This is a genomic window from Salinicoccus hispanicus, assembly GCF_009831115.1.
Classification (GTDB): domain Bacteria; phylum Bacillota; class Bacilli; order Staphylococcales; family Salinicoccaceae; genus Salinicoccus; species Salinicoccus hispanicus.
The window spans coordinates 82,846-108,059 of sequence record NZ_WUUK01000001.1 but is presented as its reverse complement, the minus strand read 5'-3'; the positions used below and the strand labels follow the sequence as shown (position 1 = coordinate 108,059).

The 25,214-nt window shown below is 47.6% G+C and carries 23 protein-coding genes and 1 pseudogene; 6 read left to right on the top strand and 18 right to left on the bottom strand.

Annotated elements, in window-relative coordinates:
- Positions 1-15: 15 nt before the first annotated feature.
- From ctaG to cyoE, 6 genes and pseudogenes are all read right to left on the bottom strand, one after another.
- The gene (gene ctaG, locus GQ671_RS00515) at positions 16-969 is read right to left on the bottom strand and encodes a cytochrome c oxidase assembly factor CtaG (protein ID WP_160651066.1); all 954 of its coding nucleotides are present in this window, start codon (positions 967-969) and stop codon (positions 16-18) included.
- Between the two features lie 127 nt (positions 970-1,096).
- The gene (locus GQ671_RS00510; RefSeq protein WP_160651063.1) at positions 1,097-1,438 is read right to left on the bottom strand and encodes a cytochrome C oxidase subunit IV family protein; all 342 of its coding nucleotides are present in this window, start codon (positions 1,436-1,438) and stop codon (positions 1,097-1,099) included.
- Between the two features lies 1 nt (position 1,439).
- Complete coding sequence (locus GQ671_RS00505) at positions 1,440-2,066, bottom strand: cytochrome (ubi)quinol oxidase subunit III (RefSeq protein ID WP_160651060.1); 627 nt, start codon at positions 2,064-2,066, stop codon at positions 1,440-1,442.
- A complete protein-coding gene (locus GQ671_RS00500) occupies positions 2,066-3,982 on the bottom strand; it encodes a cytochrome c oxidase subunit I (RefSeq protein ID WP_160651057.1) in 1,917 nt (638 codons plus the stop codon). Before GQ671_RS00500 ends, GQ671_RS00505 begins: the two co-directional genes overlap by 1 nt.
- Positions 3,983-4,152: 170 nt before the next feature.
- Positions 4,153-5,217: pseudogene (coxB, locus tag GQ671_RS00495) on the bottom strand (cytochrome c oxidase subunit II); the annotation flags it as partial.
- Between the two features lie 30 nt (positions 5,218-5,247).
- Entirely contained in the window at positions 5,248-6,168 is a 921-nt protein-coding gene (cyoE, locus tag GQ671_RS00490; RefSeq protein WP_160651051.1) for a heme o synthase, read from the bottom strand.
- Between the two features lie 310 nt (positions 6,169-6,478).
- Here cyoE and GQ671_RS00485 point away from each other — a divergent pair, with 310 nt between their 5' ends.
- Positions 6,479-7,372 (top strand): COX15/CtaA family protein, encoded by an 894-nt coding sequence (locus GQ671_RS00485; RefSeq protein WP_211364868.1) that lies wholly within the window; start codon positions 6,479-6,481, stop codon positions 7,370-7,372.
- Positions 7,373-7,401: 29 nt separating this feature from the next.
- Here GQ671_RS00485 and GQ671_RS00480 read toward each other — a convergent pair whose 3' ends face one another.
- From GQ671_RS00480 to GQ671_RS00470, 3 genes are all read right to left on the bottom strand, one after another.
- Positions 7,402-10,839, bottom strand: a complete 3,438-nt coding sequence (locus GQ671_RS00480) for a pyruvate carboxylase (RefSeq protein WP_160651045.1) — start codon at positions 10,837-10,839, stop codon at positions 7,402-7,404.
- A 154-nt stretch (positions 10,840-10,993) separates the two neighbouring features.
- Positions 10,994-12,178, bottom strand: a complete 1,185-nt coding sequence (locus GQ671_RS00475) for an FtsW/RodA/SpoVE family cell cycle protein (protein ID WP_160651042.1) — start codon at positions 12,176-12,178, stop codon at positions 10,994-10,996.
- A gap of 31 nt (positions 12,179-12,209) precedes the next feature.
- Positions 12,210-12,509, bottom strand: coding sequence for a YlaN family protein (locus GQ671_RS00470; RefSeq protein ID WP_322789446.1), 300 nt, complete (start codon positions 12,507-12,509; stop codon positions 12,210-12,212).
- A gap of 147 nt (positions 12,510-12,656) precedes the next feature.
- Here GQ671_RS00470 and GQ671_RS00465 point away from each other — a divergent pair, with 147 nt between their 5' ends.
- The gene (locus GQ671_RS00465) at positions 12,657-13,142 is read left to right on the top strand and encodes a hypothetical protein (RefSeq protein WP_160651036.1); all 486 of its coding nucleotides are present in this window, start codon (positions 12,657-12,659) and stop codon (positions 13,140-13,142) included.
- A gap of 47 nt (positions 13,143-13,189) precedes the next feature.
- Here the strand turns inward: GQ671_RS00465 and GQ671_RS00460 are convergent, their stop codons facing one another.
- Together GQ671_RS00460 and typA are read right to left on the bottom strand one after the other, a co-directional pair.
- Positions 13,190-13,519, bottom strand: a complete 330-nt coding sequence (locus GQ671_RS00460; protein ID WP_160651033.1) for a YlaH-like family protein — start codon at positions 13,517-13,519, stop codon at positions 13,190-13,192.
- Positions 13,520-13,543: 24 nt separating this feature from the next.
- Positions 13,544-15,385 carry a translational GTPase TypA gene (typA, locus tag GQ671_RS00455; RefSeq protein WP_160651030.1) on the bottom strand — a complete coding sequence of 614 codons (1,842 nt, stop codon included), beginning with the start codon at positions 15,383-15,385 and terminating at the stop codon, positions 13,544-13,546.
- 156 nt (positions 15,386-15,541) lie between these two features.
- On the opposite strand from typA, the gene GQ671_RS00450 reads away from it, so the two are divergent.
- The 3 genes from GQ671_RS00450 to GQ671_RS00440 all read left to right on the top strand — a co-directional run bounded on the left by GQ671_RS00450 (position 15,542) and on the right by GQ671_RS00440 (position 16,785).
- The gene (locus GQ671_RS00450) at positions 15,542-15,733 is read left to right on the top strand and encodes a DUF5325 family protein (protein WP_160651027.1); all 192 of its coding nucleotides are present in this window, start codon (positions 15,542-15,544) and stop codon (positions 15,731-15,733) included.
- Between the two features lie 168 nt (positions 15,734-15,901).
- Entirely contained in the window at positions 15,902-16,459 is a 558-nt protein-coding gene (locus GQ671_RS00445; RefSeq protein WP_160651023.1) for a hypothetical protein, read from the top strand.
- Positions 16,459-16,785 (top strand): hypothetical protein, encoded by a 327-nt coding sequence (locus tag GQ671_RS00440; RefSeq protein WP_211364867.1) that lies wholly within the window; start codon positions 16,459-16,461, stop codon positions 16,783-16,785. Before GQ671_RS00445 ends, GQ671_RS00440 begins: the two co-directional genes overlap by 1 nt.
- On the opposite strand, the gene GQ671_RS00435 is transcribed toward GQ671_RS00440, so the two are convergent.
- Complete coding sequence (locus tag GQ671_RS00435; RefSeq protein WP_160651016.1) at positions 16,767-17,585, bottom strand: inositol monophosphatase family protein; 819 nt, start codon at positions 17,583-17,585, stop codon at positions 16,767-16,769. The genes GQ671_RS00440 and GQ671_RS00435 overlap by 19 nt on opposite strands.
- 76 nt (positions 17,586-17,661) lie before the next feature.
- On the opposite strand from GQ671_RS00435, the gene GQ671_RS00430 reads away from it, so the two are divergent.
- The gene (locus GQ671_RS00430) at positions 17,662-18,270 is read left to right on the top strand and encodes a YktB family protein (protein ID WP_160651013.1); all 609 of its coding nucleotides are present in this window, start codon (positions 17,662-17,664) and stop codon (positions 18,268-18,270) included.
- A 111-nt stretch (positions 18,271-18,381) separates the two neighbouring features.
- Here GQ671_RS00430 and GQ671_RS00425 read toward each other — a convergent pair whose 3' ends face one another.
- From GQ671_RS00425 to ilvC, 6 genes are all read right to left on the bottom strand, one after another.
- A complete protein-coding gene (locus tag GQ671_RS00425; RefSeq protein WP_160653423.1) occupies positions 18,382-19,341 on the bottom strand; it encodes a threonine/serine dehydratase in 960 nt (319 codons plus the stop codon).
- A 120-nt stretch (positions 19,342-19,461) separates the two neighbouring features.
- The gene (leuD, locus tag GQ671_RS00420; protein WP_160651010.1) at positions 19,462-20,052 is read right to left on the bottom strand and encodes a 3-isopropylmalate dehydratase small subunit; all 591 of its coding nucleotides are present in this window, start codon (positions 20,050-20,052) and stop codon (positions 19,462-19,464) included.
- A gap of 11 nt (positions 20,053-20,063) precedes the next feature.
- Positions 20,064-21,473 (bottom strand): 3-isopropylmalate dehydratase large subunit, encoded by a 1,410-nt coding sequence (gene leuC / locus GQ671_RS00415; RefSeq protein WP_160651007.1) that lies wholly within the window; start codon positions 21,471-21,473, stop codon positions 20,064-20,066.
- An 18-nt stretch (positions 21,474-21,491) separates the two neighbouring features.
- On the bottom strand, positions 21,492-22,598 hold the full coding sequence (gene leuB / locus GQ671_RS00410) for a 3-isopropylmalate dehydrogenase (protein WP_160651004.1): 1,107 nt from the start codon (positions 22,596-22,598) through the stop codon (positions 21,492-21,494).
- A gap of 21 nt (positions 22,599-22,619) precedes the next feature.
- Positions 22,620-24,164: a 2-isopropylmalate synthase gene (locus tag GQ671_RS00405; protein WP_160651001.1), complete on the bottom strand. Its 1,545-nt coding sequence runs from the start codon at positions 24,162-24,164 to the stop codon at positions 22,620-22,622.
- Positions 24,151-25,185, bottom strand: coding sequence for a ketol-acid reductoisomerase (ilvC, locus tag GQ671_RS00400; protein ID WP_160650998.1), 1,035 nt, complete (start codon positions 25,183-25,185; stop codon positions 24,151-24,153). The genes GQ671_RS00405 and ilvC overlap by 14 nt, the downstream gene beginning before the upstream one ends.
- Positions 25,186-25,214: the final 29 nt, after the last annotated feature.

Below are 25,214 nucleotides of genomic sequence, written 5' to 3'. Positions count from 1 at the left end.
ATTCTCCTTATTCCATTATCTGTATTGATTGAATAATTCTTTCTGAAGGCGCGCCTCTTCAACAGAACGGCGTGTCACTTCATCTTCATCCTTGCGTTCATTCCTGTACCAGTTGAAGAAGAGGTGGCCAAGCATGAAGGCGAAGAAAACTTCCTGCAGCACTTTCATGATGATGCCGCCGGTCTGCTGATCCATGATCGGTGTCGTGTTGGTGAAATACTCAGGACCTGAAATAATACCTTGCCCCTTCAGACCATCCAGGACCCCTGAAGGTACACACAGTTCCATTGCCGAAAGCCATGCATCTCCATCCGTGTAGGTGTTATACAGAGGTTCGCCGGCAAAGATGATCAGTGCGCAGGCTGGTGTCAGGAGCGCTCCAATCGCGAAGACATAAAGAAGTTTGAATAGTCCGCCCATGTGCTTCTCCTGTGGTTCAACCCTGTTGAAGATCGGATAGAACATCAGGATTGCCAGCATGAAGAGCAGAACATTGAAGCCGGAGTGCAGTGCACCACTCTGTTTAAGGAAGTCAAGCACGACCGGTATATGGTAGATGGAGAAGATTCCATTGAACAGGATCAACGGTACCAGAGGCTTCCTGGCAATCGCGAAGAACTGTTTCAGAACAGGCAGTTTCACAATATAACTCCATAGATACTCTGGTATGGCAAAGTACATCAGCGGAGCAATCAGCAGAAACACGATGGCCATCTGCAGCATATGGAAACTGAAAAGAATATGGCTCAGTACATCCACTGGTGCGCCATACATGGCATAGAGCAGCAGCATGCTTGTGGCAAACAGCGAACCTTCTTTAAGTTTCAACGGCCGACCGCCTTCAAAATCCTTATACCACTTCTTGGTGATGAGGAAGTAGACGGCAGTCAGAAAAACGACAAATGCCAGAAAATATGGACTCCAATTTGCGATAAAACCGAATATTGATATAGATGACAAGTTTTCCATTTAGAATCATCCCTTTATAAAAACGCTTAATCCCAGTATAGTTTCCAGCTGTATGTTCGGCAAGTTAATACCATGACAATATGATGACAAATAAAGACCGGCACATTGTGCCGGTCTTTATGCTGACTTAGATTGGTTTGCCAATCCATACGATATAGATGAATGTGACGACAAAGGAAAGTGCCAGGAATATGCCTGTCAGCATGAACAACTTTGCAAATTCATGTCCCTTATCCTTCATGTGCATGAAGTAGAAGAACTGCAGTATGACTTGGATGAAAGCCATGCCGATAACGATGGGAATGACAAACTGCGAATCGATATCCATCGCGACAAGGCCAAAAGCTGTAAACGTGAGGAAGATCATCAGTGAAAATGAAATGACCTGCTGTCGCATTTCCCTCGTGCGTTCACGACGTACATAATCGAGCTTCTTCTTTGTCATTGGTTCCTGTTTGATTTCTGCCATGTTACATCACTCCCAGCAAGTAGACTATTGTGAAGATGAACACCCACACAACATCGATAAAGTGCCAGTATAGGGATGCTGTATTTACTTTTGCTGCTGTGTAGACGGAAATACCACGTCTGGCATTACGCAGGATGAGCAATGTTATCCACCCGAGACCGATGACAACGTGGAAACCGTGTGTTCCGAGCAGGAAGTAGAATGCACTGCCGAATGCACTGGATCTGAATGTATGGCCATGATGGACATACTCGATGAACTCGTAGATTTCCAGTGCCAGGAAACCGAGTCCAAGCAGAACAGTGATACCCAGCCAGAGCTGCATCTTGGCAAAATTGTTGTTTCTCATGTGGTAGATCGCATATACACTTGTCAAGGAAGATGTCAGTAGAAACATCGTCATGACAAATGCAAGCGGTAGAGCGAAGAGATCAGCAGCCAGAGGGTGATCTTCCCCTGGGACTGAATCTTTCAGAGCAAGATATGTTGCAAAGAGAGACGCGAAGAGTGCAGTCTCACCTGCAAGGAAAATCCAGAAGCCGACAAACTTGTTCTTGCCTTCCATTGTCGCTGTTTCAGGATGTGCAGGCCATCTTTCACTTGGCACATTATATTCCATGTGAGCCATTATCTCGCCCTCCTTTCTTCTTCTTCAAGATCTCTGAGAACTTCTTCTTTGGTTACGTAGTAGCCGAGGTCGTCTTTTATAGAACGGGTAATCATCGCACCGACTGTAATAGCCAGTCCAAGACCCAGCACCCATGGTGCCCATGGATGTACATTCAGGCCGCTTACTGCGTCGATCGCCCAGTCCTTGCCTGAAGCAAAGTACAGTGCGCCGAAAGCAGCGACAAATAGTCCGAAGGACATTACGAATGGAATGAACGAATTATTCGGCATGTGGAAGTCTTCCAGTGATTCAGAAGGCATCATTCTGCCATTGTTCGCTTTCTTCTCGATCCAGTATGCATCTAGTCCACGAACGAGTGGAATCTGAGCAAAGTTGTAGTATGGCACAGGAAGTGGCAGTGACCATTCAAGCGTACGGCCATCTCCCCATGGATCGCGACCGACTTTCTGGTTCTTTGCGACTGTCATGATGATATTGATGACAAGTATGATTACAGCAATAGCCATCAGTAATGCCCCCATCGAAGATATGAGGTTGGCTGTATTGTACCCCTGCCCATCAAGGTAGGTGAACACACGCCTCGGCATACCCCACAGTCCGAGGAAGTGCTGAATCAGGAATGTCACGTGGAAACCGATGACGAAGATGACGAAAGTAATCTTGCCAAGCTTCTCGCTGAGCATCGTACCGAACATCAGCGGCCAGTAGTAGTGCAGTCCTGCAAGCAGTCCGAACACTACACCACCAACAATGACGTAATGGAAGTGTGCAACGATGAAGTAGGAGTCATGATACTGGTAGTCGGCTGGTGCTGCCGCCTGCATGACGCCCGTAACCCCACCCATCGTAAATGATGGAATGAAGGCAAGTGCGTAGAGCATCGGTGTAGTGAATTCTATACTTCCGCCCCAGACAGTCGCAATCCAGTTGAATATTTTGATACCGGTTGGTACCGCGATGGCCATTGTTGCTACAGCAAAGATTGCATTCGCTGTCGGTCCAAGACCAACTGTGAACATGTGGTGTGCCCATACCATGAATCCGAAGAATCCGATGATGATTGTGGCGAATACCATTGCCGAGTAGCCGAATAGGCGCTTACGTGAAAATGTTGAGAAAATCTCTGAGAATATACCGAATGCCGGCAGGATCAGGATGTATACTTCCGGGTGTCCGAATATCCAGAACAAATGTTCCCAGATGATTGTGTTGCCCCCTGTTTCGACCAGGAAGAAACTGGACCCGAACATGCGGTCGAAAATAAGCAGGAACAGTCCGATTGTGAGCGGTGGGAATGCAAACACGATCAGTACGGAAGCGACCAGTGTCGTCCATGTCATGAGCGGCATTCTCATATATGTCATACCCGGTGCTCTCATGTTGATGATTGTTGTTACAAAGTTGATACCTGATATCAATGTACCCGCACCACTGATCTGAAGACCGAGTGCGTAGAAGTCGATACCATGTCCAGCTGACGCGATTGAGAGTGAAGCATAGCTTGTCCAGCCTGCGTCAGGTGCGCCTCCAAGGAACCATGAGAGGTTCAGGAAGATACCACCGAAAACGAATAGCCAGACACCGAGTGCATTCAGGAACGGAAACGCAACGTCACGCGCCCCGATCTGAAGTGGCACTGTTGCATTCATGAATGCAAACAATAACGGCATTGCTGCCAGGAAGATCATTGTCGTACCGTGCATGGTGATCATTTCGTTGAACAGTCCTGCCGAGAGGAAGTCATTGTTTGGTACAGCAAGCTGAATTCTTATCATCATTGCTTCTATACCGCCAACTACGAAGAAGAAACCACCAGCAATCAAATACAGTATTGCTATTTTCTTATGGTCTACTGTAGTCAGGTAATCCCAGATTACAGAGCCGACACCTTGCTTTTTAGCTGTTGATGCCATTACTAGTTACCTCCTTCTTCATCGGATTCCGAGGAGTCTTCTTCAGAATCCGATGCACTTTCTTCACTTGGTTCCGAGGAGGCTTCTTCCTCTTCTTCACCAGACTCAGTGGATTCTTCTTCCGAGGATTCTTCAGCACTTTCCCTTAACGTTTCCACGTCACCTGAACCCTCTTCGACTTTGAGTTCCATCAGGTAGGCGGCAACAGATGCAATTTCTTCATCTGTAAGGTCATATGCACCTGTCATCTTGTTATCAGGTTTGAATGCTTCCGGATCCTCGATCCAGTTGATGAGGTTCTCTTCACTGTGAGCCAGGTAGCCCGCAATCAGTTCACGGTCCCCAAAGTTTGTCAGGTTAGGGCCTTGTGCCCCAGCACCGGTCGGTGTGACAGCGTGACAGCCGATACATGAGTTGTTGAAGATTTCCTGACCTTCAGCTGCATCGTCTGCAAATGCCTGTACCGGCTCTTCGATGTTTTTCATATCTGCAAGCCATTGATCGTACTCTTCTTCAGGCAGCGCCTTGACCTTGAAGTCCATCAGCGCGTGCGATGGTCCACAAAGTTCAGCACATTTACCATAGAAAAGACGGTTTGAATCCTGTGCTTTCCCATCATCAAAAGTAAGATAGAAACTGTTGATGCCATCTATGTTAGTATCCATCTTACCACCGGCAGCCGGTACCCAGAATGAGTGTTTGACATCGGAAGCCTGGAGGTTGAAGTAAACTTTCTTATCTGTTGGTACGACAAGCTCCTGAGAAGTAACGACATCTACATTAGGATACTCGAATTCCCACCAGTACTGGTTTGCGGTAACATTGACAACTATTTCTTCGCTGTTCACTTCGCCATCATCATTTTCCATTGCCTGTGTATCCGCCTGTTTGAATGTCAGATAGACGGTTGGGACAGCAAGGATAATAAGTAGTATGATCGGAATTGCGGTCCAGATCACTTCAAGTGTATGATTTCCGGCAACATCCTTGGGTTCGAAATCTTCACCCAGGTTTTTCCTGCGGCTCTTTACTACAGCAAGAGTAAAGATGATTGAAACTACGATAACGACAAACAGCATAATAATGATGGATAGCAGCATAAGATCGAACTGTTCCTGTCCAACTTCACCAGCTGGCCTTAAAGTGCTGAGATGATTCTTACCACACCCGGATGCAAATGCAGCCAAGATCGTGATAAGTCCAAGCCACTTGGCATTCATCCAACGATTTTTCATGTAAATAGCCCTCTCTTTCATTCTTAAGCTTTAGAAATTTCCTAATAGACCGGCGACAATAATCATTACAAAGAAAATCATAATGTAATTCAACGAGAAGATGAACACCTTGCCGGCATGCCGGTTATCATCTTCGACTGGACGGAACTTGTTGAACGAAATGACCAGCCATATAATGTTCAATGCAGTTGCCAGAATAACGAACCACAAGCCAAGTTCCGTCATCATGATGGGAGTAAAAAGAAGCAGTGCCACCCAGAAGACAATCGATCTCCTCGTGCGGTGGTTTCCCTTCACGGAAGGAAGCATGGGCACTCCTGCCCTACTGTATTCATCGCTTCGTTTTATTGCTAACGCGTAGAAGTGTGGAGGTTGCCACAGAAACATCACGATGAACATCGCCCAGGCAAGTATATGAAGATTCGGTTCAATTACGGCCCAGCCGATAAGCGGTGGCATAGCTCCGGGAATTGCACCGATAATCGTATTCGATAGAAGATGACGCTTTGCAAATATCGAGTAGACAACCGCGTATCCGAAAGCGGCAATCAGACCGAGCGTTCCAGCAGTCGAATTGATCGAAAACAGAAGTATTTCCCCGACAGCCAGGCTGCCGTATCCGATCATCAGAATATCCCGACCGGAGAAAGTACCGTCGACACTGGGTCTCGACTGCTTCGATGCCATCACTGAATCGATGTCACGATCATAGTAGTTGTTCAGTGCTGCAACACCGCCTATGACAAGTCCGGTTGCTACGACCATCAGCAGCAGAAGTGGAACATTGGAGAAGAAAGACTGATTATAATACATTACTGCCAGAAATCCTGCGGCAAAGGCCGGAATCAGGTTCGCCTTGATAATACCATCTTTGACCAGTGTCTTCACTGCCTTGAAGGTGATTCCCTTACTATCATGATGCACATCATTACCATATACATCACTTTGCATCCATACGCCTCCTTTCACCACAGACACATTTACAGATAATAATAAATTAAAAATGACACATTTACTATACATTTCTGAAATAAAATCGTTACATTTTATATTGTTCAAAAATTGTTCATCAATGTGCCACAATCTCATTCCTTTTGTGTTTTATACTGGGAATAGTTGTTTGTTGTACATTTCGATTTTACCATATATTCTGGAATTGTTAAGGGCAATCGAATATATTCATGATTGCACGGACATGTCCTTTCATATATATTGGTTATCTGTGACCACTTACATCAAAAGAACTATTGAGGTGTTACCATTGTATAAAAACTTGAAAATATTAGCCGTCGTAACCACACTCATGATGGTCTTCGTGCAAATCGGTGGTGCATTGGTAACTAAAACCGGTTCTGCCGATGGATGTGGACGATCATGGCCACTATGCCACGGGCAGATCATCCCGAGCTCATGGCCGATTGAAACAATTATCGAACTTGCCCACCGGGGAGTCTCCGGCATGGCCATCATAATGGTCGGCCTGCTGGGCTGGCTTGCTCTTAAACTCCTTCCCCACAAAAGGGAAACACGCTTTCTCGTCATGATGAGTATCGGTTTCATTCTTGTTCAGGCACTGATTGGTGCAGGTGCAGTCATCTGGGGACAGAACGACTTTATTCTTGCAGCGCACTTCGGTATTTCTCTGATCAGCTTTGCTTCTGTCTTCCTGCTCACACTACTTGTATTTGAAGTCGACCAGAAATTTGAAGCACAATCTCTGGTGATCGGTTCATATCTCAGATACCACACGATATTTCTGACCATCTATATCTATCTGGTTGTCTATAGTGGCGCACTTGTCAGACATACGAATTCATCACTTGCCTGTCTTGGGTGGCCACATTGCGGGCAGGGCCAGTTATGGGCTGGGAATTTCTATCAATGGGTGCAGATGAGCCACCGCGTACTTGCCGGCATCATTGTCATCTGGATATTCGTTATACTGATCCATGTACTCAGACACTATAGCCAGTACAGGATATTGAAGTACGGATGGACGATTGCATTCATTCTTGTACTGCTGCAGGCCCTGACCGGGATGCTGAGTGTACTGACCCTGGTCAATATATTCATCGCTCTGCTGCATGCCCTGTTCATCACTCTGCTGTTCGGACTGCTATGCTACTTCATCCTGCTGCTTTCCAGAACCAAATAAATATACCCACACAATGTGTGGGTATATTTTTATGCCTTTTCTACTGTCATCATGAGATCCATGGATGCAACCTTGTCTCCGGCAGACACGAATACTTCCGCAACTTTGCCATCAAATGGCGCTTTTACAGAGTTCTCCATCTTCATGGCCTCTGTAATGATGATGACCTCCCCTTTTTTGAATGTGTCGCCCGCCTTGTACTTCACTGTACTCACCGTGCCCGGCATCTGTGCGCCGATGTCTCCAAGCTCGGTCGGATCCGCCTTCTTCAGGCGGGCTGAAGTGGATTCCACATTTTCATCATTGATATATACCTTCCTTGGGAATCCGTTCAATTCGAAGTACATCCAGCGACAGCCATCTTCATGAACATGACCTACAGAAAGCAGGTTGACGATCAACGTCTTACCTTTGTCGATTTCAATCTCAAGCACTTCATTTTTACGCATTCCGAAAAGGAAAGTCGGTGTATCAAGCACTTCAACATTGCCGAACCTGTCATTCGTACTGATGAATTCCTTGAAGACCTTCGGGTAGAGTGCGTAGGACAATACATCCTTATCCGTCACCTTGCGCTCGCAGAATTGCGACACTTCTTCTCTCAACGCATCGAAATCCACAGGCTCCATCACTTTTCCCGGTCGTTCCGTCAGCGGTTCTGCTCCTTTCAGTACAGCATCCTGGAGTTCGGTATTGAACCCTGACACCGGTCTGCCGATTTCGCCTTTGAAGAAGCTGACAACGGAATCCGGGAAGTCGAGATGCGGCCCCCGTTCGATGACACTCTCTTCATCAAGGTCATTCTGGACCATGAATAGCGCCATATCTCCGACCACTTTGGATGAAGGCGTCACTTTGACGATATCACCGAACAGCATATTCACCTTCTGGTACATCTTCTTCACTTCACCATAACGCTCGCCGAGACCAAGTGACTTGGCCTGGCTGAACAGATTGGAGTACTGTCCTCCTGGCATTTCATGCTTGTAGATTTCTGTATTCGGACTCTTTATATCACTCTCGAAATCAGTGTAGTACCTTCTGACACTCTCCCAGTATTGGCTGAGTCGCTCAAGACCATCTATATCCGCACGGATCTGCCTGTCCTGACTGCTCTGTGCGTAATAGAGGCTGTTGGCACTCGGCTGCGAAGTCAGACCACTCATTGCTCCAAGGGCGGTATCGACAACATCAACACCGGCTTCGATCGCCTTATGATACATCAGCACACCGTTGCCGCTTGTATCATGCGTATGCAGATGGATTGGAATATCCACTGTCGCCTTCAGTTCGCCGATCAGCTCATAGGCTGCCTGCGGCTTGAGCAGGCCGGCCATATCCTTGATGGCAAGTATATGGACGCCTTCAGCTTCGAGAGCTTTGGCCATATTTCTATAGTAGTCGAGCGTATAGACATTGGAACGCTCCGGATTGAGGATATCACCTGTGTAGCAGATGGCACCCTCTGCCACCTTCCCTGTCTTGAGCACCGCTTCAATCGGCTGCTTCATCGCTTCCATCCAGTTCAGGGAATCGAATATCCTGAATACATCTATACCAGCATCTGCACTCTCCTGTACGAACTTCTCCACAACATTATCAGGATAGTTCTTATACCCTACCGCATTGGAGGCGCGCAGCAGCATCTGGAAAAGTACATTCGGTATTTCCTTGCGCAATATTTCAAGACGTCTCCAAGGATCCTCCTTCAGGAAGTTGTAGGCGACATCGAACGTAGCACCTCCCCACATCTCAAGAGAAAATGCATCACTCAGATCATGTGCCGTATACGGGGCGATCTTCTTCATGTCGTAGGTCCGGACCCGTGTCGTCAGAAGTGACTGGTGGGCATCCCGCATCGTGGTGTCCGTGATGAGAGTATCCTCCTGGGCCTTCAGCCATTTTGCAAGCCCTTCCGGCCCCTCGCGATCCAGTATCTGCTTTGTTCCCTCTTTGATGACCGGTTCATGGTCGGGCAGTACAGGTGGATCGAAATGCGGCTTCTGGCGTTTCTCTACACCTGGGAAACCGTTTATGGTAATTGTCGAAATGTATTCCAGCGTTTTCGTTCCCCGGTCCTTCGGTTTTTCGAACTCGAAGAGCGATGGTGTGGTGTCAATGAACTTCGTCGAATAGTCCCCTTTTTGGAAATCTTTATTGCCTATGACGTTGATCAGGAACTGAAGATTCGTCTTGATACCGCGGATCCGCATTTCCTTCAAGCTGCGTGTCATTTTCTCATTGGCATCCTTGTAGGTAAGCCCATGCGTCGACAGCTTTACAAGTAGTGAATCATAGTAGGGAGAAATGACAGCACCCTGGAAACCGTCACCGGCATCAAGACGGACACCGAAACCACCACTCGAACGATAGGCCATGATTTCACCGGTATCGGGCATGAAGTCGTTCAGTGGGTCCTCTGTGGTGATACGGCACTGTACCGCATAGCCCATCAGCGGAATCTTCTCCTGCTGTGGCAGATTGATGACTTCACCGAACAGCGTATTGCCGTCGGCAATCTGGATCTGGGTTTTCACGATATCGATACCAGTAACCATTTCGGTAATCGTATGCTCAACCTGAACACGCGGATTGACTTCGATGAAATAGAATTCCTCATTCGCTACAAGAAATTCCACCGTACCTGCATTGACGTAGCCGACCTGCTCGCCCATGTTCTTCGCCGCTTCACAGATTTCAAGTCGCAGTTCATCACTCAGGCCGACTGATGGCGCAACTTCCACCACTTTCTGATGGCGCCTCTGGACCGAACAGTCCCTCTCATACAGATGAAGCATGTTCCCTTCGGTATCCCCGATGATCTGAACCTCTATGTGCTTCGGCCTATCAACGTATTTCTCAAGGTAGACTTCGCTATTGCCAAAGGACTTGGAAGCTTCACTTTTGGCACGGTCGTAGCTGTCCCTGAGGTCATCTGCACTATCGACAATACGCATGCCCTTGCCGCCACCACCGGAAATCGCCTTGATGATGATCGGATAGCCATGCGTCTCGATGAATTCTTCCACTTCTTCAAAAGACTGGACCGCACCGTCCGTACCAGGGATGACGGGCAGACCTGTAGCAACTGCAGTTTCACGCGCCTTTACTTTATCTCCGAACATATCGAGGTGGCGCAGCTCAGGACCGACGAATATGATGCCCTCTTCCTGGCACCGTCTTGCGAATTCCATATTTTCACTCAGGAAACCGTAGCCTGGGTGAATCGCATCCACACCAGCATTTTTTGCCACTCTGATGATCGCTTCTATATTTAGATAGCTCTCGGTCGGTGATAGATCTTCGCCGACAAGATAAGCTTCATCTGCTTTATATCTATGTAGCGCACCTTTGTCTTCGTTGCTGTAGATTGCCACAGTTGTAATATCGAGTTCTGTGCACGCCCGGAAAATACGAATTGCAATTTCTCCTCTATTGGCGACAAGCAGCTTGTTGATTCTATTCATAATCTTCCTCCTTTGCTATACTTATCAATTATATTAAATATTCAAAAAATATACAATGAAATCAATTACGAAATATTAATAGTATTATTGAAATATTTATGGAAGCGATTTCATTATTTGCGATAAAAAAACCGGGTACTAATGATACCCGGAGTCAGATGCTTTCCATCTCTTTTGACTTTTTCACGTGTTTGGCCGCAATGATCAGCAGACCTATGGCGATCGAAATGCTCAAGAATGAAGATCCACCATAGCTCAGGAGCGGCAGCGGCACACCTGTCAGCGGAATCAGCTTGGAGATGCCTCCAAGATTTATGAACAGCTGGAATGAAACGTAGATTGCTACACCGATACATACAAGACGATAGAACATGTCTTTTGAAATCGCAGCATACCTGAGTGCCTTGATGACGATAATAAGATACAGGCAAAGTATGAACATCACACCGATCAGACCAAGCTCCTCAGCAATGATGGCAAAGATGAAGTCGGTATGCGGCTCAGGCAGATAGCCAAGCTTCATTACACTATTGCCGATGCCATTCCCTGTCACCCCGCCATGCGATATGGAGACCAGTGCATTGGTCAGCTGGTACCCCGTGCCTGTGGGATCATTGAATGGATGCAGGAATGTATCGATCCGCGCCTGCTGATAGGGAGAGAGGATACTGCCTTTGATCAAGTACGTAACCACTCCGACAACACCGGCAGCAACAGCAAGCACGCCACCTGCTTTGGCAAGGAATCCGATGGGGATGCCCGAGTATAGGAATATGCCTGCTATGATTCCCATGATGACAAGGCCCGTCCCGAAATCGTTGGTGACGACAATCATTGTACAGAACCCGATGAACAGAAGGGGAACGAGATGCCCCCCTTCCAGCTGCTTCAGCCGATCTTTCTTGCGGTCATATATATAGGCCAGGTAGAGGATGGTCACAATCTTGAAGAATTCGGAAGTCTGGAAGTTGAATCCCCCTATAGGAATTGGAATCCAGTTCCTCTCACCATTTACCTCCATACCGAAAAGCGCCGTATATACCAGTAGTATGAAGATGGCCCCTGTAGCAATTATCTGAAAATATTTATTCTTCAGGAACTCCCCCGACATGAAGTATGCCATGATGAATACCATTGTAAAACCGAGAACGATGGCAACCAACTGTTTTATGTAGAAACTCTCAGGGTTGCCCCCATCTTTCCATGATGTCACCATGCTCGCACTATAGATCATGACAAGGCCGATCAGACTCAGCAGTACATATGTAATGATTATGGTGAAATCGACATATTTTGAATATACTCTTACGTAATTAAAGAAATCTCTTATAAATGACAAGGTATCGCCTCATTTAAAAAAAGTCTAAAGATCACATTTCTTTAGACTCGAATTTTTCATCTTCCATATATGCATCGTGAACTTTGGAGACTTCCTTCTCAAGTTTCTCCAGCAGTGCACGGCCATCTTGAGGATCGATCAGGCCAAGCCTGGCAGCAAAATGAACTTCTTTGGACAGCCCGAACATCTGGGTGTCCAATACTTCTTCATAGACAGGGCATTGGGGCATTGTCAGATTGTCCATCTGCACTTCGATCAGCTGAACAATCTTCTCTGCGTCTTTCTCCAACTGGTCATAAGCTTGTTTACTTAGTTCATCTAATGTGGACACGAAATAACCCCTTTCTATAAACTCTCTATAAAATTTTATATCACCATACGTAAAAAAGCAAGCAAAGACGAGCATATGAAAGCAGTTGCGGGCATTTATATATACTATTAAAGTCTGTTATAATTACAGGATAAGGAGCGGATGAATATGATTATACAGATTATGGGCAATGTGCGTTTTCAAATCACTCTGGATCCATCCACATGGATCTTCGATGACCGTAAAGAGGAACTCGATAAGATACTCGAAAATGATGCTGACGATGAACGGATTGATTTCTCCGATTCCAAAGAATGGAACCGCCAGATCATAGAAGGCACGACAAAGCCGCCTACTTTGAAATCCGAAAAGAAATTCAAGAAACAGCAGCTGCTGGAGGGAACTTTCGCCATCTGCCTGAAGCCGTTCCTTGAATATACAGAGCCGACCAGCGGCGAAGATGCGATGATCACCTTCACGCACCATGAAGCGCAGACGACAACCCTTCCATACGATGAGCGTCATATGTTCTACGCTCATTTCAGCCAGGATGGAAAGCAGCTTTATGAAGATGGCCTCATCGATGTACTTGTCATCAATGATGGGAAGGTCGAGGCGCGTCTTGAACATGTCAGCGGTATCAGATTCGACTAGTCCTATTATGAAAAAAGGCTGTTCATCCGAGGATGAACAGCCTTTTTCTATTTTCCGGAAGTTTTGATGTTGCCGGCTTTACGTTCCTGGTGCAATCTGAAGCGATAGAGTGCCAAAATGATGGCAGCAACGACCAGACTTTCTGCAACCGGCAGAAAAGCACCAAAGAAGGTCAGCATTATACATCCGAAAAACATGACGATGTAAATGACAACGTTCTGCCATAGCTTGATTTTACGTGCAAACCCAAGGTTGTAGACAAGAATCGACAGCATGTAGATGGTAATGAACAAGTACCACATGCCCGCCTCTGGATTCGTATCCAGACCGAAGATTCTGCCGAAAAACGTCAGGCGTTCCGTTACATTCACATTCATCAGTTCAGGGAGAAACAATTAGATTCACTCCGCTTCAAGTTTAAACTTTTCTTTCTTCTGTGATCTTTCCCTTTCACTCTTATCAAGAATCTTCTTCCTGATTCGAATGGATTCAGGTGTCACTTCAACCAGCTCATCTTCATTGATGAATTCGAGCGCTTCCTCGAGTGTCATAGCTCTTGGTTTTTTCATCGTTGTCGTCTGTTCCTTCGTCGCAGAGCGGATATTGTTGGCAGCCTTCATTTTGGTGATATTGACAGTGAGGTCATTATCTCTGGAATTTTCCCCAACAACCATTCCTTCATAGACTTCTGTTCCCGGTTCCATGAAATTAACTCCACGGTCTTCAAGCTGAAGAATGGAATAGGTCGATGCTGCACCTTTATCGATGGAGACGAGGACACCGTTGCGTCTGCCGCCGATGCGTCCTTTGAACAAGGGTCTGTAGTCTTCGAAAGTATGGTTCAGTATACCATATCCTCGTGTCATGGACATGAACTCCGTACGATAGCCGATCAGTCCTCTTGCAGGGACATAGAAGATAAGTCGGGTCTGACCGTTGCCGGTATTGACCATGTCGACCATTTCACCTTTACGCTGTCCAAGGGACTCGATTACACTACCTGTATTTTCTTCAGGTACATCAATCTGGACGCGCTCGTATGGTTCACATTTGACGCCGTCGACTTCCTTGACGATGACTTCAGGCTTGGACACTTGGAGCTCGTAGCCTTCACGTCTCATGTTTTCAATCAGAATCGACAGGTGGAGTTCACCTCTGCCTGATACTTTCCATGCATCCGGCTGATCCGTCGGATCGACTCTCAGGGAAACGTCGGTCTCAAGCTGCTGATCGAGTCTCTCTTCAATTTTACGCGCAGTAACATACTTGCCTTCCTTGCCCGCAAATGGAGAATTGTTGACAGAGAATGTCATCTGCAGTGTCGGTTCGTCGATGCGCAGTATCGGCAGCGCTTCAGGTGTATCAATTGGTGTGACCGTCTCACCGACGTTGATGTCTTCCATACCGCTTACCGCAATCAGGTCGCCCGCTTTGGCGGATTCGATCTCAAGGCGCTTCAGACCGAAGAAACCTAGCATCTTGGTTACTCTGAAGTTTTTCACAGTACCATCTACCTTGATCAGGGAAACTTGTTGGCCGACTTTCATTTCCCCTCTGAAAATACGTCCGATACCAATTCTGCCGACGTAATCGTTGTAGTCGAGCAATGCAATCTGGAACTGAAGTGGCTCGTCGCTGTTATCTACAGGTGCAGGCACGTGTTCAACGATCATATCGAAGATGGACTGCATGTTCTCATCCTGCTGGTGCATTTCGAGGCTTGCTGTACCATTGATGGCAGAAGCATATGCTACCGGGAATTCCAGCTGCTCATCATTTGCATCAAGTTCGATGAAGAGTTCGAGCACTTCGTCGATGACCTGCTCCGGACGTGCAGTATCCTTGTCGATCTTGTTGACGACGACAAGAGGCTTAAGGTTCTGTTCGAGCGCCTTTTTCAATACGAAACGTGTCTGCGGCATTGTACCTTCGTACGCATCCACAACGAGGATGACCCCGTCGACAAGTTTCATGATACGTTCAACCTCACCACCGAAATCGGCGTGTCCAGGTGTGTCAAGAATGTTGATTCTTTTATCTTTATAGTCGATTGCAGTATTCTTCGCAAGAATCGTAATTCCACGCTCACGTTCAATATCATTCGAATCCATTGCGCGTTCTTCGACGTGCTCATTTTCTCTAAAAATACCAGATTGCTTCAGCAGTTCGTCTACCAGTGTCGTTTTCCCATGGTCAACGTGCGCTATGATTGCAATATTCCGTATATCATCTCTTAAATTCATAGGTCTTTCCCTTCATGTTTAGATTCGTTACTTCACAACCAGATAATTATAACATGAAACCTGTGTGTTTTTCCACTATGTATTACCTGATCCGGCTGTAATGCCCTGCTATCTGTGATATAATGACTGCAATATCCATCGAAAGGACGATCGCTTATGGAACAAACGAAATCCAAAGCCATCTTTGCCCTACTCGCCATAATTGCTGTGCTGATGATGATTGCCTTCTCCATCTTCGTCGCCGAGTCGATGCCGCTTTTGGCCATCCTATCCGTAGTCATCTTCATCGCCGTTTTCGGTGTTGGTTTCACCCTGAAGAAGAAGTACCGTGAAAATGGATGGCTTTAGGCACTGCATTTTTTGAATAGTCGTCTCCATTACGCAGGACAAATGGCTGAACACGGTTCAGTTTTTCCATTTGTCCTGTTTTTTCGTACCATTTTTCATGAATCGGCACTTTGACCAGGATCGCCCCATGCTCAACAATTAAGATATCAGAACAGAGGGGGCAATGCCATGAGAAACAAACCGGATCGACTTAAAGTATATGAATTCCTGTATGACAGACTGCCATTTTCTGAGAATGAAGTGGTTGAATACGAAGCGATGCAGCGCATGGAGAGGCTGGAGGGCCAGTTTGAGCAGTACTTGATGAAAATAAAGACAAGCAACATGCTCATCCACTGGCATGCCGAGGTCCTTGTCGATAAAAGGTTGGAGATTGTCAATGTGCTCATAGTGACCGACTACTGCTACTACCTGTTTGTGCTCCATGATCAGGAAGGCGAACACTACATCAACCCTTTCAATATACTATGCAACATGTCCCACGAAGCAGTACTTGATCTGAATCGCAGCAGACGGCTGTTCGATATGTTCAGGGAACAGCTCATCGACGAAGGCAAGTACCAGCGTCCCATCATACTCAAGTATGTCATGATGAACAAAGCCTTCAAACTGAAAGGGAAACGTTCCGATCTGTTTTTGGAAGAAGAAGATCTCCCCTACTACTTGAAAGCCATTGAACATTCCGCGGTAATCAGAAAAAAGAACCATCACCCCGCCTCGACATGATGCTCAGGGCGCGGGTGCCCCTTCCCATCATCACACGCAACATCCGGCGCGGCATAAAATGCAGGCGATGCCATGCTTTTGGCTGGCAGACCATCGGCGGCAGCATCGGTAAATGCAGCAGCTGTGGGCAGGTGGAGTCGGTCCAGATGGTTGCCAGGGACTACTTCTCAAAGCTTGACCTGCTCTATCCGGATGATATATACAAAAGACGCGATATCATGGATCATCTGAACCTGTCCATTTCGGAGTATACTTTGCAGAAGGTCATACGATCCAACTTCAAAAGGCTTGGTCATCACAAGAGGATCTACTTCTTTTCGCCATGAACATGCCTATGGGCCTCTATGAATGCCTCATCATGCGCAAAGTACTGAACCAGCTCTTCGTGCAATGACTGGTTCGCTGCCAGCACGCTGTCCTTATGGAGTATATCTATTTCTTCACCGAGCAGGTTGGTCGTTCTGCCCCCCACTTCGTCAATGATGATCATTCCGGCGGCATAGTCCCACGGATGCAGACGGAAGAAAAGGGTCGCACTGACGATGCCCGTTGCAGTATATGCCAAGTCGAGTGCTGCAGATCCATATGACCGGGTGCTGCGCGCATCCTCCACGACACTTGCGAATGCAGAGCCGATTCTATCTTTTATCACCCAGTTCGGATTCAGGCTGACAAGAGACGTGGCAAGCTCGGTATTACCGATTGAATCAAGGCGGACATCATCCTTGTATGCACCTTTGCCGGCCTCAGCGCGGTATAGCGTATCATTCATTACATCGAGAATTAGCCCACAACCCGGTTTACCATCAATATAGACACCAATGGAAATTGCGAAATTCTGGAGCTGATGCACGAAATTCAATGTACCGTCGATCGGGTCCACTATCCATAGGACACCCGATGTATCCTCGATATCAGTGCCATGCCCTTCTTCGCCAATGATGTGATGGTCCGGGTACATCTCATGTATACGGTCGTATATGAACGTTTCTGTTTCACGATCTACATCCGTTACAAGATCATTCGGATTCAACTTTGAATCCACCTGGAAATCCTCAAGCATGCGCGAGCGGACAAATTCTCCTGCTTCTTTGATCAGATATTGTCCAAATTCGTATATTTCCATTCCATCCACTCCAAATAATTGATTGACACCACTACTTATTCTATCATATAAGTAATGACTTGAAAGGAGTAGTAAAATGCCTGATTACCGTTTTACCAATGATGATTTTAAAGTCTTCGATATTGATGGCCTTGAGCCGAGAATGACAGAACTGAAAAAGAACATCCGTCCAAAGCTGGAAAAGATCGGTGAACACTTCAGCGATTACCTGACTGAAATAACCGGTGATCAGCACTATGCCCATGTAGCCCAGCACGCAAGACGCACGGTCAACCCGCCTGATGACACATGGGTGAGCTTCAGCACCAATCCGAGAGGCTATAAGATGCTGCCCCATTTCCAGATTGGACTGTTTGGCGACCACGCCTTCTGCATGTATGGCGTGATTTATGAAACAGCAGACAAGACTGCTGTTGCAGACAAATGGCTCGATCGGATCGATCAGATCCAGTCGATGCCGGATAACTATGTTTTTTCCATGAATCATATGAAGCCGGAAAAGGCGCCTCTTAAAAAGCTCAGCGACGATGATCTTAGAGCAGCACTCGTCAAGCTGAAGAACCAGAAAAATGCAGAACTTCTTATCGGCAAAAGCTACCTTCCCTCAAACAGCATACTGGATAACGATAATGTATTCCTCTATGAGCTGGAAGCAGTTCTTCAGGAACTTGTCCGTCTGTACTAGAATAAAGTTTTCCAATATTGCTTTAATGCACAATCCAGAAAACAACCCGCCATCCTAGGATGGCGGGTTGTTTTTCTACTCTTATGATTTCAAAAACACTTTGAATCCATCCTACAATATGAGGGCCTTGTGGGACACTTCGGGCTTCAGCTGTTTGGCAAGTGACTGGATGTGTGGGATTTTGCCGACATCCAGATTGCCGCCACTGACGATTACGCCACAATGACTGGAACTGATCTTGTCATTATGTGACAGCAGTCCCGCCAATCCAGCTGCACCGGCACCTTCGACCAATGTCTTGCCCCGCTCGAGCATATAGATGATGGCATGGGCAATTTCTGCCTCACTTACTGTAATGATGTCATCAACGTAATGATTGATGATCGGCAGCGTTTTTTCTCCTGGCTGCTTTACAGCAATGCCTTCCGCAATCGTGGAAACTTTATCGAGCTTTTTCACGATGCCTTCATGATAGGCGGTGTGTGTTGCTGCAGCAGATGCTGCCTGTACACCAATCACTTTGATATTCGGATTTACGGATTTAGCAGCGACTGCGATACCACTGATAAGCCCGCCACCACCGATGGGTACCATGATGGTATCGATTCTGCTTTCCTGCTCCAGAAGCTCGAGTGCAATCGTCCCCTGTCCAGCCATGATGTCGTAGTCATCGAAAGGATGGACATAGGTCGCGCCACATTTTTTCTGATGTTCAATTGATGCATCGTAGGCTTCCTGGAAGCTCTCTCCCATAAGGACGACATCGGCACCATAGCCTCTTGTCGCCTCCACCTTGGCGAGAGGTGTGGACTCTGCCATATAGATTGTCGCCTTCACTCCAAGCTTGTAGGCGGCCAGAGCAAGGCCCTGGGCATGATTGCCGGCAGAGGCGGTGATTACACCACAGGCGAGCTGCTCATCTGTCAGACGCATCAGCTTATAGCTGGCACCCCTGAACTTGAAAGCACCTGTTTTCTGCTGGTTCTCCATTTTGAAGTAGACATTTTTCTGCGTGCGCTTATTCGTTGTCGCTGATGTACGTAACGTCGTGTGATGGACAATGTGATCCAGACGCCCCCAGGCATCATGGACTAATCCACCAGTCAGGAAATCCCCATGCGGTCACACTCCTCGATAATTTTAGTTGGACATCATCTATTCTTATGATCTATCCCATTATTGATGAAAAAATCAAGCTTTTGCAGCGTGCTTCTCTTCGTATTCCTTGATCTTATCGTCAAGCAGCAGTGTCAGTGCAATATCATCCCAGCCATTCAGAAGCTTTTCCTTATGATATGAAGGAATGTCGAATGACACCTGCTTCTCTCCATCTGAAATCGTCTGGTTCACGAGATCGATATGCGGCCGGAATGTACCATCTTTCGACTGCTCCATCCATTCCTCTATCTGCGTTTCATCCGCCTTGATCAGAATGATGCCATTCTTGAAGGCATTGTTATAGAATATGTCGGCAAAACTCGGTGCAATGATGACCTTGAAGCCGAAATCAAGCAGCGCCCATGGTGCGTGTTCTCTTGAAGAACCGCATCCGAAATTCTCACCGGCAATCAGAATGGATGCATCCTTGTATCTGTCACTATCCAGTTCAAAGTCGGATTTCGCATTTCCATCGTCATCAAAACGCCAGCTATAGAAGACGAACTGGCCGAAGCCTGTCCGTTCGACGCGTTTTAGAAACTGCTTTGGAATAATCTGGTCCGTGTCCACATTACTGCGGTTGAGCGGGAAAACTTTACCTGTATGTTCTTTGATCGCTTCCATCTCTATTCCTCCTAGCTCAGCACACCGGCCTGAAATTTTCTGACATCCATGAAGTTGCCTTCAATTGCTGCAACTGCAGCCATTTCAGGGCTGACAAGGTGTGTTCGTGCACCACTGCCCTGACGGCCTTCAAAATTACGGTTGGAAGTGGATGCGCAGCGTCCACCGGCTGGTACAATATCATCATTCATTGCCAGGCACATGCTGCATCCCGACTCGCGCCATTCGAATCCGGCATCTTTGAACACCTGATCTATACCAAGTTCCTCGGCCTGAAGTTTAACGCTGAATGAACCGGGTACGACAATGGCACGGACACCTGACTTCACCTTATGGCCTTTGACGATATTGGCCGCATTGACCAGGTCGGGCAGTCTTGAATTGGTACAGGAACCGATGAATACATGGTCGACTTCAATCGAAGTGATCGGCTGGTTCTCTTTCAGTCCCATATACTGCAGGGCGCGCTTTACTTCATCCTTATTATCAACGTTATCAATGGAAGGTGTGTTTCCACTGATTGGAACGACCATGCTCGGATTCGTCCCCCATGATACTTGAGGTTCGACTTCCTCGGCGTCGATTTCAAGTGTCATATCGTAGGATGCACCCGCATCGGAGGCGAGTGACAGCCACTCAAGTGCCTTACTTTCGAATGCTTCACCTTTCGGGACATACTCTCTGCCACGCAGAAATTCAACTGTCGTTTCATCCGGACTGATCAGACCAGCACGGGCGCCGCCTTCTATCGACATGTTGCATACTGTCATGCGACCTTCCATCGACAGATCACGTATTGCTTTGCCCGTATACTCGATGACATGACCTGTTCCGAATTTGACTCCGAATTTGGCGATGATTGCAAGAATCAGGTCCTTCGCAGTGACACCGGCAGGCAGGTCGCCGTTCACTTTCACGTTCATCGTCTTCGGACGGCTCTGCATCAGCGTCTGCGTCGCAAGTACATGCTCCACTTCGCTTGTACCGATGCCGAATGCCAATGCCCCGAAAGCACCGTGGGTGGATGTATGGCTGTCGCCGCATACAATTGTCCGACCCGGCTGGGTCAGTCCGAGCTGGGGACCGATGACGTGGACAATTCCCTGATCCGGATGATGCATATCAGCAAGCGTGATGCCGAATTCCTCACAGTTCCTTCTCAAAGTCTCCATCTGTGTTCTGGAAATTTCATCCTTGATGACTTCCCGGTTGGCGGTCGGCACGTTGTGATCCATCGTGGCATATGTCAGGTCCGGGCGCCGCACCTTGCGGCCTTTCAGTCTGAGACCTTCGAACGCCTGCGGGGATGTCACTTCATGGACCAGATGCTGATCGATGTAGAGCAGATCCGGTTTTTCCGCTTCACTATGAACAACGTGGGTCTCCCATATTTTTTCAATTACCGTTTTTCCTTTTCCCATATTCTACACACCTTTTCCTTACATATAAGAACTGCAGATTGAATTTGAAATGCTTTCTGTGGACAGATGATCAATGACTTTCTCGATCATGTCTTCTGTATCGACGACCTTGCCTTCTTCGACATCAAGATCACGCGTATGATACCCATCAGAAAGGGTCTGGCCGACCGCGCGCTCAATCTCCTCTGCTTCCTTCTCCATGCCGAATGAATACTTCAGCATCATGGCGGTTGAAAGAATCATGCCGAGTGGATTGACGATGCCCTGACCTGCGATATCGGGAGCCGATCCGTGGACCGGTTCATAGAGGCCGACACCATCAGTACGGATGCTTGCTGAAGGCAGCATGCCGAGTGAGCCGGTGAGTACGGATGCTTCGTCGCTCAGGATATCACCGAAGAGATTTTCAGTGACGATGACATCGAAATGCTTCGGGTTGGTGATGAGCTTCATCGCTGCAGAATCGACCAGCTGGTGTTCCACTGTCACATCCGGGTAGTCCGCCGCCTTTTCGTTGACGACTTCCCGCCACATGCGACTGGATTCGAGAACATTCGCCTTATCGACGGATGTCAGTCGTCCACTTCTCATCTGTGCAGCCTGAAAACCTTTATCTACAATACGTTCAATCTCTTCACGTGTGTAGGATAGTGTATCCACCACAGACTGTCCGTCATCGCTGCGGCCACTCGGTTCTCCAAAATAGAGACCGCCGGTCAGTTCACGGACGATGAGGATATCACATCCATCAACCAGCTCTGTCTTGAGTGGAGATGCATGGACTAGCGGGCTGAACCCCTGTACAGGTCGCAGGTTGGCGAATAGTCCGAGTGCTTTACGGATGCCGAGCAATCCTTTTTCAGGACGCTTGTCAGCCGGCATATCATCCCACTTGGGTCCGCCGACTGCACCAAGCAGCACCGCATCCGCAGCTTCACACGCTTTTACCGTGTCATCCGGCAGCGGGACGCCATAGCGATCGATCGCATCGCCACCGATTGCGTGTTCATTGAATATAAAATCATGATCATACTCACTCGCCACCGTTTCAAGTACGGCTTTGGCACCTTTCATGATCTCCTGTCCGACGCCATCACCAGGTAGTAGAACCACTTCTTTCCTCATTCGAACGCCTCCACTTCTTTATTATCCGTTCACGACTTGTTCCTTGTTTGCCTGTGTTTTCATAATATAGCGATTGATTGCATTGATGTAGGCGTTGGCGGATGCCTCGATGACATCCTGTGCTGTACCACGTCCATTGACCGCCTCACCTTCGACCGATAGCTGCACGTGGGATTCTGCAAGTGCATCCTTGCCTCCACCAACCGAGTTGATCTGGTAATCAAGCAGTTTCTGGTCGTAGTCGATCAGTTCGGAAATGGTACGATAGAGTGCCTCGACACTGCCATTCCCTGTTGCAGCAGTCTGGATGGTTTCGCCTGCCGGTGTATTCAGGGACACGGTTGCAGTCGTAATGTTCTGTGTACCGTAGTTGACCTGGAAAGTCTCGAGCGTATACTTCTCGATTGCCGACTGTTCCGTCTTGACTTCCATGATCAGTGTATAGATGTCATCATCGGTCACTTCACGTTTATGATCCGTCAGTATTTTGAAGTTTTTGAAAGCCGCCTTTATTTCCTCTTCGGTCATTTCCACGCCGAAAGCATTGACCTTGTCCTTGAAGGCGTGACGCCCTGAGTGCTTGCCCATGAATAGTGTATTGGATGAGACACCGACAAGTTCAGGTGTAATGATTTCATAAGTTTCGGCATTCTTCAGTACGCCATCCTGGTGGATTCCCGATTCATGCGCATAGGCGTTGCGTCCGACAATGGCTTTGTTGGCCTGCACATACATACCGGTCAGTTTCGCAACCAGATCGCTGGACCGTTTGATTTCATCCAGCTTCAATCCGGTTTCAAATCCATAGCGATCACCACGGATCTTAAGTGCCACTGCGACTTCCTCGAGTGCCACGTTGCCGGCACGCTCGCCGATGCCGTTGATTGTGCCTTCGACCTGGGTGGCACCATTTTCAATGGCAGCCATCGTATTGGCTGCTGCCATACCAAGATCGTTATGGCAATGGCAGGAAAGATCGACACGATCAATGTTCGGTACATTTTCCTTCATATACTTGAACATCTTTCCGTACTCTTCAGGTGTTGTATAGCCGACTGTATCCGGAAGATTGATGACTGTTGCTCCTGCATCGATGACATGTTCGATCAGCTGGGCAAGAAATGGCCAGTCGGAACGCGTCGCATCTTCAGCAGACCACTCGACTTCAGGGAAGCGTTCCTTGGCGTATTTCACCATCTCCACCGACTGGTTTGTCACCTGTTCCGGCGTCATTTTAAGCTTGTATGTCATATGGATGGGTGAAGTTGCCAGGAATACATGGATTCTTGGATGCGGTGTATTTTTAAGTGCCTCATAAGCCCGGTCGATATCTTCTTTCCGGGTCCGGGCCAGTGCTGTGACGGATACATTTGTGATTGTATCCGCAATCAGCTTGACTGCCTGGAAATCGCCTTCCGATGCTGCCGGAAAACCGGCTTCCATGACATCCACGCCCAGCCGTTCAAGCTGTTTTGCAATTTCGAGCTTTTCCATCTTGTTCAGGTTCACACCCGGGGACTGTTCACCATCCCTCAGTGTCGTATCGAAAATTCTAATTCGTGACATGGGCCTTCCCTTCTTTCTTCTTGTCATTGACAGGCTGTTTGACGAATGGCATCAGGTCGCGCAGATCCTGTCCGACTTTGGTGATCGGATGGTTGTACTCGTTATTGTTGATTGCATTGAACTGTGGACGGCCTGCCTGGTTTTCAAGAATCCATCCTTTGGCGAACTGGCCGTTCTGGATTTCTGTCAGTACATCCTTCATACGTGCTTTCGTTTCGTCATTGACAACGCGTGGTCCGGAGACGAAATCACCCCACTGCGCCGTATCGGAGATGGAGTATCTCATGTTCTCCATGCCACCTTCATACATGAGGTCGACGATGAGCTTCATTTCGTGCAGACATTCGAAGTATGCCACTTCAGGCTGGTAGCCCGCTTCAGTCAATGTTTCGAAACCTGCTTTGACGAGGCTTGTCAGCCCACCGCAAAGGACTGCCTGCTCACCGAAAAGATCTGTTTCAGTCTCTTCCTGGAATGATGTCTCAAGTACGCCGGCTCTTGCAGATCCGATACCTGCAGCATATGCCATTGCAACATCTGTTGCGCTGCCTGATACATCTTGGAATACACCGTAAAGTGCCGGTACACCCGCTTCTTCTTCAAAAGTTCTTCTGACCAGGTGACCCGGACCTTTAGGAGCGACGAGGAAGACATCTACATCTTCTCTTGGCACAACCTGGTTGAAGTGGATATTGAAACCGTGGGCGAAAGCGAGCGCACTCCCTGGCTTCATGTTATCCTTGATGCTTTCTTCATATACTTTCGGCTGGTTTTCATCCGGCAGGAGGACCATAGTGACATCCGCTTCAGCGACCGCTTCAGCAACAGGTTTTGTATCGAAACCATCTTCCTTGGCCTTGTCATGGGATTTGCCTGGCCTGAGTCCGACAACAACATCATGACCGCTGTCTCTCAAGTTCTGTGCGTGAGCGTGTCCTTGTGAGCCATAGCCGACGATTGCGATTTTCTTTCCTTGGAGTGCCTCTTTGTTGATGTCTTTGTCATAGAATACTTTAGTCATTATGATCTTCCTCTCATGTGTATGATTTA